Below are 14315 nucleotides of genomic sequence, written 5' to 3' on the forward strand. Positions count from 1 at the left end.
CCATTTCTCCATATTTACTACGAATAGTTTTTTGTTTCTTTCCATTGCGTGCATTTTCTACATCAGTACGCTCATATGGAGAATACCCTAAATGGTTATCCATCTCAGCTGCAAGCATGCTTTCAATAGTACCTCCAAGAAGGTCTTTTAATGCGTCTTGAATGTCCTCAGCAGATTGAATGTCATACTCCCTAATTAAATCAGCAATAATATTCTTTTTTCCCTCTGTTAATCTTTCTTTTCTTTTACCCATAACAAAACAGCCTCCTATGATATTTATATTTTATCATAGAAAGCTGCTATATTTTGTAATTTACAGACTTTTTTTCACAGGCTCAGTAAATCTCCATAAAGTAGAGATTTACTTCATTTTTTATTTTTAAGATATAAAGTTTTCCCATTCTTCATATAGATTTTCAATGTCTTTTTGAATATTTAATATCTCTTTATTGATCTCTTCACTTTTTGTAGGATTAGAGTATACTTCTTCCTTGCATAATTGTTCTTGCAGTTCTACTAAATAATTTTCTTTATTAGCTATTTCATCCTCTAAAGATTTAATTTTTAATTTCTTCTCTTTCTCAAGTTTTTCCAATTCCCTTTTTTTCTTTTTTTCCTGTTGAATTTGTGTTTTAGTTTTTCCTTCTAGCTCTTCTTCATAAACAAATCTATGAGGATTATTTTTTTTCTCAATATAATAGCTGTAGTTTCCTAGATATTCTTTAGCTTCGTCTTCTTTTAATTCGTATATTTTATGAATAACCTTATTTAAAAAATATCTATCATGAGATATAACTAAAACAGTACCATCATACTCAGATATAGCATCTTCTAAAGCTTCACGAGACATTATGTCTAAGTGATTTGTAGGTTCATCAAGTAGCAAAAGATTAGATTCTGACAACATTAGTTTAAGAAGGTTGATTCTACATTTTTCTCCACCACTTAATTTGGATATTTGTTTGAAAACATCTTCTCCTCTAAATAGAAAAGCTCCTAGTGCAGTTCTAACTTCTGTAGTAGTCATTTTAGGAAAATCATCCCAAACCTCATCTATTATAGTTTTTTCAGGGGTTAAATCTGATTGTTCTTGATCGTAATAACCTATAAAGACATTTTTGCCTAGAACTTTTATTCCGTTGTCTGGATTAATTTTATCCATTATTATTTTAAATAATGTAGTTTTACCTCTACCATTGTCTCCAATTAGAGCAATTTTTTCTCCTCTTTTTATATCTAAGTTAATGTTGCTAAATAGGTGTTTATCTCCAAAGCTTTTGCTTAAGTTTTCTATGTGAAGTACATCGTTTCCGCTAGTTATCATAGTTTTAAATTTTATTTTTGCAGCTGTAGGATCTTTATCAGGAGCTACTATTCTTTCTATTTTATCTAAAGCTTTTTGTCTACTTTCTGCAGCTTTTATGCTTTTTTCTCTATTAAAGGATTTATATCTTTCTATTATTTCTTCTTGTCTTTTTATTTCTTCTTGTTGTAAATTATAGGATTTTAATTGTGTTTCATAATCTTTTTTCTTTAGTTCTATAAATTTAGTATAGTTTCCATCATAAAAATGAATGTGTGAATTTAATAACTCCATAGTTTTATTTGTTATGGCATCAAGGAAATATCTATCGTGAGATATTATTATTATGGTACCTTTATAGGAACGTAAATACTCTTCTAGCCATTCTATTGCTTCTAAGTCAAGATGGTTAGTAGGCTCATCTAAAAGTAAAATGTCAGGATTGTTAAGTAGGAGTTTACATAAAGCTACTCTAGTTTTTTGTCCTCCACTTAATATGTTTATAGATTTAAGGTAATCTTCTTCTGAGAATCCTAATCCTTTTAATACTCTATTTATTTCACCTTTATAAGTGTAGCCGCCCCTATTATTATATAATTCAGTAGCTAAAGTATAATCTTTAATTATCTTATTATGATACTCTGCCTTAGAAGCATCATAAGGTTCATTCATTTTCATTTCTAAATCTTTTAGCTTATTTTCTAATGCTATAAGTTCATTAAATACAGATAGCATTTCATCATAAATAGTGTTAGTAGAGTCTAATGATAGGTGCTGAGATAAATATCCTAATCTTTTGTTTTTATCTATAAATAGTTCTCCACTATCATAATCCAACTCATTTGTAAGTATTTTGAATAAAGTAGATTTACCAGCTCCATTAGGACCTATCAATCCTATCTTATCTCCTTCATTTATGCTAAAAGTAATATTTTCTAAAACTACGTCTATACCGTAGCTTTTATTTAAATCTTTACAACTTAAAATTATCATATTTAATATTCACCTCTTTACTTTTATTATTTTACTATGTAAAGCCAGAATTTTGTAGTAAAAGTTTTAAAAAAAAGTCTGTCGTACTTTTTTTATAGTATGAAAAGTGATAATATGATACAATATAAAATTGATGTTATATTAATATTAAAATTAACATAAGAGGTGTGATAATGGACAAGAAAAAAAATATTTCAATGGCAGTTATTAAAAGATTGCCTAAATATCATAGATATTTGTCTGAATTTCTAAAAAATGACGTGGATAGAATTTCTTCCAAAGAATTAAGCAAAAAGATTGGCTTTACAGCTTCTCAAATAAGACAAGATTTTAACTGTTTTGGAGATTTTGGACAACAAGGATATGGATATAATGTAAAAGAATTATATGCACAGATAAGCAATATTTTAGGGCTTACTAGACAATATAATATTATTATAGTAGGAGCAGGAAATATAGGTCAGGCTGTGGCGAATTATTCTAATTTTGATAAGTTGGGATTCAAGCTTAGAGCTATATTTGATATAAATCCAAAATTAGTAGGAATAAAGATAAGAGATATTGAAATAAAGGATATAGATAATTTAGAAGATTTCTTGAAAGAGAAAAGTATAGATATAGGGGTAATATGTGTACCAAGAAGAAGTGCACAGGATGTATGTGATGTATTTACAAAGAATAGAGTAAAGAGCATATGGAACTTTGCACCTGTAGATCTAATTGTGCCTGAAGGTGTGTTTACAGAAAATGTTCATTTAAGTGATAGTTTATTAACATTAAGTTACTTGATGAATCAAGAATAATATGAAACTATTTGTTTCATATTGGAAGTTTTGCTTGACTTTAAGGTGAATAGTTTATTTATCCTTAAAGTCAAATTTTTGTCTAAAAATCATTTGAGTATTTAAATTTACTTAAATAGTGAAACAAATTAAAAAATTAATAAAAGTATAGAAAGTTTATTGTTGAAAAATAAATCATTAAAGTATATAATAAAAATGTTGGTATATGTATTTTATTTTTTATTGCGGTTTGTTATAATATTAACAAAATGCTATAACAATTATAATTAGGGAGGAACAGTTTATTATGGAATTAAAAAATGTTATCCTTGAAAAAGATGGAAAAATTGCCATCGTTACTATTAATAGACCTAATGCTTTAAACGCTCTAAATTCAGAAACTTTAAAAGAATTAGATATAGTAGTTGATACACTAGCAAATGATGATGAAGTTTTAGCAGTAGTACTTACTGGAGCAGGAAAAGCTTTTGTGGCTGGAGCAGATATAACTGAAATGAAAGATTTAAATACAGTTCAGGGAAGAAGATTTGGTATTCTTGGAAATAAAGTATTCAGAAAGTTGGAAACTTTAGAGAAACCAGTTATAGCAGCAGTTAATGGCTTTGCTTTAGGTGGTGGATGCGAAATTTCAATGGCTTGTGATATAAGAATAGCTTCACAAAAAGCTAAATTTGGACAGCCAGAATCAGGTTTAGGAATTACTCCAGGTTTCGGAGGAACTCAAAGACTTCCAAGACTTGTTGGAATGGGAATGGCTAAACAATTAATTTACACTGGAGACATAATTAATGCTGAAGAAGCCTTAAGAATAGGACTTGTAAATAAAGTTGTAGAACCAGAAAAATTAATGGATGAAGCTAAAGAAATGGCTAATAAAATAGCTAATAATGCACCAATCGCTGTAACACTTTGTAAAGCAGCTATAAACAAAGGAATGCAGTGTGATATAGATACAGCTATAGCGTATGAAGCAGAAGTATTTGGTGAATGCTTTGCTACTGAAGACCAAAAAGAAGGTATGACAGCATTTGTTGAAAAAAGAGATAAATGCTTTAAAAATAGATAGGAGGTAAGAATAAATGAATTTTGCATTAACTAGAGAACAAGAATTTGTAAAACAAATGGTTAGAGAGTTTGCTGAAAATGAAGTAAAACCAATAGCAGCAGAGATTGATGAAACTGAAAGATTCCCTATGGAAAATGTTCAAAAAATGGCTAAGCTTGGAATGATGGGAATACCATTTCCAAAGGAATATGGTGGAGCAGGTGGAGATGTATTATCCTACATCCTATCAGTAGAAGAATTATCAAAAGTTTGTGGATCAACAGGTGTTATTCTTTCAGCCCACACTTCATTATGTGCTTCATTAATATATGAACATGGTACAGAAGAACAAAAACAAAAGTATTTAGTTCCACTTGCAAAAGGTGAAAAAATAGGTGCTTTTGGTTTAACTGAACCAAATGCTGGTACAGATGCTGCTGGACAGCAGAGTATAGCTGTAGATATGGGAGACCATTATTTATTAAATGGTTCAAAAATATTCATCACTAATGGTGGAGCAGCAGATACTTTCGTAGTATTCGCTATGACTGATAGAAGCAAAGGTGTTAAAGGAATATCTGCATTCATACTTGAAAAAGGAATGCCAGGATTCTCAATTGGTAAAGTTGAAGATAAATTAGGAATTAGAGCATCATCAACAACAGAACTTATATTTGAAGATGTTAAAGTTCCAAAGGAAAACTTAATAGGAAAAGAAGGAAAAGGCTTTGGTATAGCAATGAAGACTCTTGATGGAGGAAGAATTGGTATAGCAGCTCAAGCTTTAGGAATAGCAGAAGGTGCTTTTGAAGAAGCTAAAAACTACATGAAAGAAAGAAAGCAGTTTGGAAAACAGCTTTACAAATTCCAGGGATTAGCTTGGATGATGGCTGATATGGAAGTTGCTATAGAATCAGCAAGACTTCTAGTATACAAAGCTGCTTGGAAGAAACAGAATAAGATGCCATACAGTGTAGAAGCAGCTATGGCAAAATTACACGCAGCTAACGTTGCTATGGACGTAACAACAAAAGCTGTACAGTTATTCGGTGGATATGGATATACTAAGGATTATCCAGTAGAGAGAATGATGAGAGACGCTAAGATTACTGAAATATACGAAGGAACTTCACAAGTTCAACAATTGGTTATTTCAGGAAACATATTTAAATAATAAGGAGGGTTCACGTAAATGAATATAGTTGTTTGTTTAAAACAAGTTCCAGATACTAACGAAGTAAAAATAGATCCAGTTACAGGAACTCTTATTAGAGAAGGTGTTCCATCCATAATTAACCCAGATGATAAAAATGCTTTAGAAGAAGCTTTAAGATTAAAAGATGAAAATGGTGCAAAGGTTACTGTAATAAGCATGGGACCTCCACAGGCTGAAGTTGCTTTAAGAGAATCTTTAGCTATGGGTGCTGATGAAGCTATATTAATATCAGACAGAGCATTCGCAGGAGCTGATACATTAGCAACATCAAGAGCATTAGCAGCAGCAATAGAAAAATTAGATTACGATATCGTATTTGCTGGAAGACAGGCTATTGACGGAGATACTGCTCAGGTTGGACCAGAAATAGCTGAACATTTAAATCTTCCTCAGATAACTTATGTTGAAGAAGTTAAAGCTGCAGGAGAAGAATTAGTAGTTAAGAGAGCATGGGAAGATGGTTATGAAAACATCAGAGTTAAAATGCCAGTTCTTTTAACAGCTATAAAAGAATTAAATGAGCCAAGATATATGCATGTAGGACATATCTTTGGAGCATTTGATAAAGAAGTAAAAGTTTGGAGTGCAGATTTCTTAGGAGTAGATAAATCCCTTCTTGGACTTGCTGGTTCACCAACAAAGGTTAAGAGATCAGCTACTAAGGAAGCTAAGGGCAAGGGAGAAATAATCAATCAACCTGCTAAAGAAGCAGCAGCACATGCAGTTGCAAAATTAAAGGAAAAACACTATATCTAATATAGGAGGGATTTGGAATGAATATAGCAGATTACAAAGGCGTATGGGTATTTGCTGAACAGAGAGACGGACAGTTACAAAAAGTTGCTTTAGAACTTTTAGGAAAAGGTAGAGAAATAGCAGATAAAATAGGAGTAGAGTTAACAGCTGTACTTCTTGGAGATAACATAGATGAAATTGCAAATGAATTAGTTGCATATGGTGCTGATAGAGTATTATACGCTCAGAGCCCATTATTAAAACACTATACAACTGATGCATATACAAAAGTTATTTGTGATTTAGCAAATGAAAGAAAGCCTGAAATAATTCTTGTTGGCGCTAGCTTTATTGGAAGAGATTTAGGACCAAGAGTAGCAGCAAGATTAAATACAGGACTTACAGCAGATTGTACATCACTTGATACAGAAGAAGGAACAAACCACCTTCTAATGACAAGACCAGCATTTGGTGGAAACTTAATGGCTACAATCATGTGTACAGAACATAGACCACAGATGTCAACTGTAAGACCAGGAGTTTTCGAAAAATTAGCTAAAGATACTTCAAGAAAAGGTGAAGTTGAAAAAGTAACTGCTAGCGTAGAAGCTTCAGACATCAGAACTAAAGTAGAAGATGTTGTAAAACTTGCTAAGAACATAGCAGATATCGGAGAAGCAGAAGTATTAGTATCCGGTGGTAGAGGAGTAGGAGCAAAAGAAAACTTCGAAATGTTAAAAGAATTAGCAGATTTAATGGGCGGTAGCTTAGCTGGATCAAGAGCTGCTATAGATAATGCTTGGTTAGATAAAGCTTATCAGGTAGGACAGACAGGAAAAACTGTTAGACCTAAAGTTTATATAGCTGTTGGTATTTCAGGAGCTATTCAGCACTTAGCTGGTATGCAGGATTCTGACTTTATAATAGCTATAAACAAAGATGAAAGCGCTCCAATCATGCAAGTTGCTGATCTTGGAATAGTAGGAGATTACAAGAAAGTAATTCCTGAATTAATAGCTCAAATAAAAGCTACTCAGAACTAATAGAAATTAAAAATACATGTTTGTACTATTAATTAGTGCAAACATGTATATTTTAATATAATTTATGTGCATTATATTAATGCAAAAATTATTATAAGGAGGGTTACATACAATGAAAAAGGTATGTGTACTTGGTGCAGGAACAATGGGAGCAGGAATAGCTCAGGCTTTTGCTGCAAAAGGATATGAAGTTGTTTTAAGAGACATTAAGGATGAATTTGTTGAAAGAGGATTAAATGGAATCAACAAGAGTTTATCAAAATTAGTTGCTAAGGGAAAAATGGCTCAAGAAGATATGGATAGCATACTTTCAAGATTAACAGGAACAGTAGACATGAACATGGCTGCTGACTGTGATTTAGTAGTTGAGGCTGCTGTTGAAAGAATGGATCTTAAGAGAGAAATATTTGCAGAATTAGATAGAATCTGTAAGCCAGAAACAATATTAGCTTCAAACACTTCCTCACTTTCAATAACTGAAATAGCTACTTCAACAAAGAGACCAGAGAAGGTTATAGGAATGCATTTCTTTAACCCAGCTCCAGTTATGAAGCTTGTTGAAATAATCAGAGGAATGGCTACTTCACAGGAAACTTTTGATGCTGTTAAAGAAGTATCAGTAGCAATTGGAAAGGATCCAGTAGAAGTTGCAGAAGCTCCAGGATTTGTTGTAAACAGAATATTAATACCAATGATCAATGAAGCAGTTGGTATTTATGCAGAAGGTATAGCTTCAGCTGAAGATATTGATAAGGCTATGATGCTTGGTGCTAATCACCCAATGGGACCTCTAGCTTTAGGAGATCTTATAGGATTAGATGTATGCCTTGCAATCATGGACGTATTATATAATGAAACTGGAGACTCAAAATACAGAGCTCATTCATTATTAAGAAAATATGTTAGAGCTGGTTGGTTAGGAAGAAAGAGTGGAAGAGGATTCCATAACTACGCAAAATAGTTTAAAAAAAGTCATTGGGGTATCCCAATGGCTTTTTTTCAAATAATAAATAAAATATAATAATGAATTCTGTATTTGTCATCTGTGCTCTGAAAAAAGTAGTTAAGGGTGGGGAATTACATGTTTTATGAAAAAGATAACTTTAAGTTAATAGATATGAATGATAAAAGCAACAATTTTAGAACTAGATATATGTTTGATAATATAGTAACTGTAAATAAAGAAATGATAAGAATCATTGACCAAGGAAAAAAAATTGCAAGTAGTAAATCTACTGTTCTTATAGAAGGGGAAAGTGGAACAGGAAAAGAAGTATTTGCTCAATCTATTCATAATTATAGTAGTAGAAAAGATAAACCATTTATTCCCATTAATTGTGGTGCTATTCCTAATAATTTAATTGAAAGCATTTTTTTTGGTTATGAAGAGGGAGCTTTTACTGGAGCTAAAAGAGGAGGGGCTATAGGTAAATTTGAAATGGCTGACGGAGGAACTATTTTTTTAGATGAAATAGGAGAATTGTCTTTATTTGCTCAAGTAAAGTTGCTGCGCATATTACAGGAAGAATATATAGTAAGAATTGGAGGGAATAGAGCAATACCTGTTGATGTGAGAATTATTGCAGCTACAAATAAAAATTTAAAGGAGGAAGTAAGAAAAAATAGATTTAGGGAGGATCTTTATTATAGGCTTAGAGTTATTCCTCTAACTATTCCACCATTAAGGCAAAGAAAAGATGATATTAATCCTTTAGTGGAACATTTTTTGAAGAAAAAATCATTAGAAATAAATAAACAAGTGCCTAAAATTAGGGAAGATTTACATAAAAAAATTTTAATATATGATTGGCCAGGAAATGTAAGGGAACTAGAAAATTATATTGAAAATCTTGTTAATTTTGATGGAGATAGTAGTTTTGATTTGGAAGAAGATAAGGTAGTAAAAGAAAGTAATCATCTAAATACATGTAGTGATTATTTATGTTCACTTGAAGAGTTGGAAAAAAGGGCAATAACATACTGTATGGATAGATTTGATAATAATGTATCAAGGGTTTCAAAGGTATTAGGTATTAGTAGAAATACTTTATATAACAAATTAAATAAATATAATATTAATAGGTAATTTAGAATAAAAAAATAATTTATATAGGGAAATAGTTAAATATGAAAATTTTAAATATGTTAAAAAAATGAACAGTGGTAGATTTTTTAACAATGTTATTTAGTATAGATGCTAAAATAGTTAACAGTTTAACAGAAAATAAATTCAGAACATTTTTAAATCATTGATAATTAAGGGATTTGTCAATGGCATGAATATTGCTTTAAATATAAATGTTAAAAAAATATCAAAGCATAGTATGAGAATGGGAGGAATGACAAATGAATAGATTTACTATTCCAAGAGATATTTATTATGGTAAGGGTTCTTTAGAAGTTTTAAAGAATATAAAGGGTAAAAAGGCTGTTATAGTAATAGGTGGAGGCTCTATGAAAAGATTTGGGTTCTTAGATAGAGTGGAAGCTTATCTAAAGGAAGCTGGAATAGAAACAAAATTAATTGAAGGAGTAGAACCAGATCCATCAGTAGAAACTGTAATGAATGGTGCACAAGTTATGAGAGAATTTGAGCCTGATTGGATTGTTTCAATAGGTGGAGGCTCTCCTATAGATGCAGCTAAAGCTATGTGGTTATTCTACGAACATCCAGAGTTTACTTTTAAGGAGGCTGCTGAAAAGGTATTAGCTTTACCTGAATTAAGAAATAAAGCAAAATTCATTGCTATACCATCTACTAGTGGTACAGCAACAGAAGTTACAGCTTTTGCTGTTATAACTAACTATAAAGAAGAAATAAAGTATCCTTTAGCCGACTTTAATTTAACACCAGATATTGCCATAGTAGATCCTGAATTAGCAGAAACTATGCCACAAAAGCTTACTGCTCATACTGGAATGGATGCGTTAACACATGCAATAGAAGCTTATGTAGCAGGATTAAGAACAAACTTTACAGACCCATTAGCTATGCAAGCTATTGCTATGGTAAAAGACTATCTTATAAAATCTTATGAAGGTGATAAAGAAGCTAGAGAAAGAATGCATGAAGCTCAATGTCTTGCAGGAATGGCATTCTCAAATGCATTACTTGGGATAACTCATAGTATGGCTCATAAAATAGGAGCTGTATTCCATATTCCTCATGGTTGTGCTAATGCTATTTTCTTACCTTATGTTATAGATTTCAATAAACAGGCATGCAAAGATAGATATGCAACTATTGCTAGATACTTAGGCTTAAGTGGAAGTACTGAGGACGAATTAGTAGATTCTTTAACTGATATGATTAAAGAATTAAATAAGGAATTAAACATACCATTAACATTAAAGGATTATGGCATAGATGAAAATGAATTTAAAGATAAGGTTAACTTTATGGCTCATAATGCAGTATTAGATGCATGTACTTCTTCAAATCCAAGAAAGATTAACGAAGAACAAATGGTTAAGATGTATACTTATGCATATTACGGCAAAAAAATAGATTTCTAAAATATTAAAAGTAATTAAATAGTTTAACTTATAGAAAACTCTCTTAATGTAGCACTTAAGAGAGTTTTCTGCAAGGTTTATAATATTTTTAATATTTAATTTAAATAAGGTTGATAATTTGCATATAATTTATATATAATTAGTATTGTATATCTTAAGCAGAAATATTTATAAGAAGATACGGAGGAATAAGAATGTATAAAATTTTAGAAAAAAGAATATTAGCTCCGAATATTTATTTAATGGATGTAGAAGTTCCTAGGGTAGCTAAATCAGCTCAGCCAGGACAATTTGTTATAGTAAGAGTTGATGACAAGAGTGAAAGAATTCCACTTACTATTTGTGATTATAACAAAGAAAAGGGAACAGTAACTATAGTATTTCAGGTAGTAGGATCTTCCACTATGAAAATGGCAAAGTTAGAAGTAGGAGAGTATTTTCAAGATTTTGCAGGACCATTAGGTCAGCCTTCAGAACTTGTACATGAAAGTGTAGAAGAATTAAAGAAGAAAAATATTGTATTTATAGCAGGAGGAGTAGGTACAGCACCAGTATATCCTCAAGTTAAATGGTTAAATTCTTTAGGAGTAAAGGTTGATGTAATAGTTGGAAGCAAGTCAAAAGAATTTCTAATTTTAGAAGAAGAAATGAAAAAAGAAGCAGGGAATTTATATATAACAACAGATGATGGTTCTTATGGAAATAAAGGATTAGTAACAGACATATTAAAGAACCTAGTAGAAAATGAAAATAAAAAATATGATCTAGTGGTAGCTATAGGCCCTATGATTATGATGAAGTTTGTAACAAAACTTACAAAGGAATATGGAATAAAAACAGTAGTAAGTTTAAATACTTTAATGGTAGATGGTACAGGAATGTGTGGTGCTTGCAGAGTAACTGTAGGAGGACATACTAAGTTTACATGTGTAGATGGACCAGAATTTGATGGTCATCTTGTAGATTTTGAAGAAGCTATAAGAAGACAAACAATGTACAAAACAGAAGAAGGAAAACAATTGTTAGAACAACAAGAAAGAGAAGAAGGACACGTGTGCCATGTGGGTCTTGGGGGTGAAGAATAATGGATAGAATGAAGAAGATACCTGTTAGAGAACAAAATGCAGATGAAAGAATAAAAAATTTTAATGAGGTATGCTTAGGATATTCAGAAGAGGAGGCAGTTAATGAGGCATCAAGATGCTTAAATTGTAAAAATCCGCTTTGTGTATCTGATTGTCCTGTTTCTATAAGTATACCTAGATTTATTCAATGCATTAAGGAAAAAGATTTTAAAAAGGCTGCAGAAATAATAAATGAAGCAAGCTCACTTCCAGCTATATGTGGAAGAGTATGTCCTCAAGAAACACAGTGTGAAGGAAAATGTGTGTTAGGTATTAAAGGAGAACCAGTAGCAATTGGAAAATTAGAGAGATTTATTGGTGACTGGTCAAGAGAAAATAATATAGATCTATCAGTAAAGTCTGAAAGAAAAAATAAAAAAATAGCTGTAATAGGAAGTGGTCCAGCAGGACTTTCATGTGCTGGAGACTTAGCTAAAATAGGTTATGATGTAACTATATTTGAAGCCCTACATGAACCAGGTGGAGTTTTAGTATATGGTATACCAGAGTTTAGGTTGCCTAAGGATACTGTAGTTAAACATGAAATAGAGAACGTAAAAAAATTAGGAGTAAAGATTGAAACAGATGTAATTATAGGGAAAACTGTAACTATAGATGAACTTATGCAGGAAGAAGGATTCAGTGCTGTATTTATTGGTTCTGGAGCAGGATTACCAAAGTTTATGGGAATACCAGGAGAAAACTACAATGGAGTTTTTTCAGCTAATGAGTTTTTAACTAGAAATAATTTAATGAAGGCATTTAGAAATGATTATGATACTCCAATAAAATCTGGAAAGAAAGTAGCTGTTGTTGGTGGCGGAAATGTGGCTATGGACGCAGCTAGAACTGCAAGAAGATTAGGATCAGAAGTTCATGTAGTATATAGAAGATCAGAAGAAGAACTTCCAGCAAGAAGAGAAGAAATTCATCATGCTAAAGAGGAAGGAATAATATTTGATCTTTTAACTAATCCTATAGAAATAATAGGAGATGAAAATGGTTGGGTTAAAGCCATGAAATGTATAAGAATGGAGCTAGGAGAACCAGACGCATCAGGGAGAAGAAGACCTGTAGAGGTAAAAGGATCAGAATTTATTATAGAAATAGATACAGTTATAATGTCTTTAGGTACTTCGCCAAATCCTCTTATAGCATCGACTACTAAAGGATTAGATGTAAATAAGTGGGGATGTATTTGTGCTAGTGATGAGACAGGAATAACCTCAAGAGAAGCTGTATTTGCAGGTGGTGATGCTGTAACAGGAGCAGCTACAGTTATTCTTGCCATGGAAGCTGGTAAAAAAGCAGCTAAGGCTATAGATGAATTATTAATGAATAAATAGGAACAATAATAAAAAGATTATAAAGCAAATTTTTTAGAGTATAGAGGGAAGAGCACAGAGTACAGATAAGGAGAATTTTTTTCCATTGATATTATGAAAAAAATTTTAAATTAAAGTTTTTTGTAGTGTTAAGGGAAGAAAAGACTCAATATCTGTTAGCTGTTCTCTGTAATCTGTACTCTTAAAAAATTGGAAACAATTTTTTAAAAGGAGTGATATTAAATGGATTTTGAATATGTTGAAGAATTAGTAGAAAATGATGTTAAAGCTGTTATAGTTAAAAATGTACAAAATTTTGAATTACCACATATATTTGAATGTGGTCAATGTTTTAGATGGAATAAACAAGAGAATGGAAATTATATTGGAGTTGCATTTGGAAAAGTTATAGAGATAGAGAAAAAAGATAGTGATGTAATAATATATAATACAGATAAAAAAGAATTTAGCCAGATATGGGTAAATTATTTTCATTTACATAGGGATTATTCAGAAATTAAAAGTATACTAAGTAGGGATAATTTATTAAAGAAATCTGTAGATTTTGGATATGGAATTAGATTATTGCAGCAAGATCCTTTTGAACTTATAGTATCATTTATAATATCAGCTAATAATAGAATACCTATGATAAAAAGGGCTATAGAAAATATAAGCAAAAAATGGGGAGAGGCAATATCATATAAGGGGAATATATATTATAGTTTTCCAACTATAGATAAGTTAAGTGAGGCAACTGAAGAAGAATTAGAGGAGTGTGGAACAGGATTTAGAGCTAAATACATAAAAGATACTGTAGAAAAAATACATAATAACATAAATCCTCAATCTGTTGAGTATAATGAACTATTTGATATAAATTGGATTAAGGTTCAAGATGATGATAAATGTCATACTTCTTTACAAAATTTTATGGGTATAGGACCTAAAGTAGCGGATTGTATTATGTTATTTTCTATGGGAAAATATTCAGCATTTCCAGTAGATGTTTGGGTGAAAAGGGCTATGCAACATTTTTATTTGGCACCAGATGTATCCTTAAAAAAGATACGGGATTTCGCAAGAAATAAATTTGGTGAACTATCAGGTTTTGCCCAACAATATTTATTTTATTATGCTAGAGAAAATCATATTATAGTATAAAAATATGTACTAAGGAAGTGGAATCGAAAGCTAGTTTCATATAATGTA

13 protein-coding genes are annotated in these 14315 nt (G+C 31.2%); 11 read left to right on the forward strand and 2 right to left on the reverse strand.

All coding sequences use genetic code 11. From position 1 onward, the window contains the following. Both T514_RS0121985 and abc-f read right to left on the reverse strand, forming a co-directional pair. A partial coding sequence (locus T514_RS0121985) for a transposase (protein ID WP_027626666.1) occupies positions 1-253 on the reverse strand: 253 nt, incomplete at its 3' end. 126 nt (positions 254-379) lie between these two features. Beyond that, positions 380-2296 (reverse strand): ribosomal protection-like ABC-F family protein, encoded by a 1917-nt coding sequence (abc-f, locus tag T514_RS0121990; protein WP_027626667.1) that lies wholly within the window; start codon positions 2294-2296, stop codon positions 380-382. 173 nt (positions 2297-2469) lie between these two features. Here abc-f and T514_RS0121995 point away from each other — a divergent pair, with 173 nt between their 5' ends. From T514_RS0121995 to T514_RS0122045, 11 genes are all read left to right on the forward strand, one after another. After that, a complete protein-coding gene (locus tag T514_RS0121995) occupies positions 2470-3099 on the forward strand; it encodes a redox-sensing transcriptional repressor Rex (RefSeq protein WP_027626668.1) in 630 nt (209 codons plus the stop codon). A 286-nt stretch (positions 3100-3385) separates the two neighbouring features. Then, the gene (locus T514_RS0122000) at positions 3386-4165 is read left to right on the forward strand and encodes a short-chain-enoyl-CoA hydratase (protein WP_027626669.1); all 780 of its coding nucleotides are present in this window, start codon (positions 3386-3388) and stop codon (positions 4163-4165) included. A gap of 13 nt (positions 4166-4178) precedes the next feature. Next, positions 4179-5318, forward strand: a complete 1140-nt coding sequence (locus T514_RS0122005) for an acyl-CoA dehydrogenase (RefSeq protein WP_027626670.1) — start codon at positions 4179-4181, stop codon at positions 5316-5318. Positions 5319-5336: 18 nt separating this feature from the next. Beyond that, a complete protein-coding gene (locus tag T514_RS0122010; RefSeq protein WP_027626671.1) occupies positions 5337-6116 on the forward strand; it encodes an electron transfer flavoprotein subunit beta/FixA family protein in 780 nt (259 codons plus the stop codon). A gap of 17 nt (positions 6117-6133) precedes the next feature. Further along, positions 6134-7138, forward strand: coding sequence for an electron transfer flavoprotein subunit alpha/FixB family protein (locus tag T514_RS0122015; RefSeq protein ID WP_027626672.1), 1005 nt, complete (start codon positions 6134-6136; stop codon positions 7136-7138). 112 nt (positions 7139-7250) lie between these two features. Next, positions 7251-8099 carry a 3-hydroxybutyryl-CoA dehydrogenase gene (locus T514_RS0122020; RefSeq protein WP_027626673.1) on the forward strand — a complete coding sequence of 283 codons (849 nt, stop codon included), beginning with the start codon at positions 7251-7253 and terminating at the stop codon, positions 8097-8099. Positions 8100-8219: 120 nt separating this feature from the next. Further along, positions 8220-9224 carry a sigma-54 interaction domain-containing protein gene (locus T514_RS25380; RefSeq protein WP_051542257.1) on the forward strand — a complete coding sequence of 335 codons (1005 nt, stop codon included), beginning with the start codon at positions 8220-8222 and terminating at the stop codon, positions 9222-9224. A gap of 260 nt (positions 9225-9484) precedes the next feature. Further along, positions 9485-10654 carry an iron-containing alcohol dehydrogenase gene (locus tag T514_RS0122030; RefSeq protein WP_027626674.1) on the forward strand — a complete coding sequence of 390 codons (1170 nt, stop codon included), beginning with the start codon at positions 9485-9487 and terminating at the stop codon, positions 10652-10654. Positions 10655-10848: 194 nt separating this feature from the next. After that, positions 10849-11739, forward strand: a complete 891-nt coding sequence (locus T514_RS0122035) for a sulfide/dihydroorotate dehydrogenase-like FAD/NAD-binding protein (RefSeq protein ID WP_027626675.1) — start codon at positions 10849-10851, stop codon at positions 11737-11739. Continuing rightward, a complete protein-coding gene (gltA, locus tag T514_RS0122040; RefSeq protein ID WP_027626676.1) occupies positions 11739-13124 on the forward strand; it encodes an NADPH-dependent glutamate synthase in 1386 nt (461 codons plus the stop codon). The genes T514_RS0122035 and gltA overlap by 1 nt, the downstream gene beginning before the upstream one ends. Before the next feature lie 222 nt (positions 13125-13346). Beyond that, on the forward strand, positions 13347-14267 hold the full coding sequence (locus tag T514_RS0122045) for a DNA-3-methyladenine glycosylase family protein (RefSeq protein WP_027626677.1): 921 nt from the start codon (positions 13347-13349) through the stop codon (positions 14265-14267). The last annotated feature ends 48 nt before the right edge of the window (positions 14268-14315 follow it).

Origin of the sequence: Clostridium lundense DSM 17049 (assembly GCF_000619945.1) — a bacterium.
Classification (GTDB): Bacteria; Bacillota; Clostridia; order Clostridiales; family Clostridiaceae; genus Clostridium_AO; species Clostridium_AO lundense.

Bases quoted from the DNA above. Each gene is read 5' to 3' on its own strand.
- T514_RS0121995 (WP_027626668.1), top strand. From the start codon at position 2,470: ATGGACAAGAAAAAAAATATTTCAATGGCAGTTATTAAAAGATTGCCT.
- T514_RS0122005 (WP_027626670.1), top strand. From the start codon at position 4,179: ATGAATTTTGCATTAACTAGAGAACAAGAATTTGTAAAACAAATGGTT.
- T514_RS0122045 (WP_027626677.1), top strand. From the start codon at position 13,347: ATGGATTTTGAATATGTTGAAGAATTAGTAGAAAATGATGTTAAAGCT.
- T514_RS0122030 (WP_027626674.1), top strand. From the start codon at position 9,485: ATGAATAGATTTACTATTCCAAGAGATATTTATTATGGTAAGGGTTCT.
- T514_RS0122015 (WP_027626672.1), top strand. From the start codon at position 6,134: ATGAATATAGCAGATTACAAAGGCGTATGGGTATTTGCTGAACAGAGA.
- abc-f (WP_027626667.1), bottom strand. From the start codon at position 2,296: ATGATAATTTTAAGTTGTAAAGATTTAAATAAAAGCTACGGTATAGAC.
- T514_RS0122010 (WP_027626671.1), top strand. From the start codon at position 5,337: ATGAATATAGTTGTTTGTTTAAAACAAGTTCCAGATACTAACGAAGTA.
- T514_RS0122000 (WP_027626669.1), top strand. From the start codon at position 3,386: ATGGAATTAAAAAATGTTATCCTTGAAAAAGATGGAAAAATTGCCATC.
- gltA (WP_027626676.1), top strand. From the start codon at position 11,739: ATGGATAGAATGAAGAAGATACCTGTTAGAGAACAAAATGCAGATGAA.
- T514_RS0122020 (WP_027626673.1), top strand. From the start codon at position 7,251: ATGAAAAAGGTATGTGTACTTGGTGCAGGAACAATGGGAGCAGGAATA.
- T514_RS25380 (WP_051542257.1), top strand. From the start codon at position 8,220: ATGTTTTATGAAAAAGATAACTTTAAGTTAATAGATATGAATGATAAA.
- T514_RS0122035 (WP_027626675.1), top strand. From the start codon at position 10,849: ATGTATAAAATTTTAGAAAAAAGAATATTAGCTCCGAATATTTATTTA.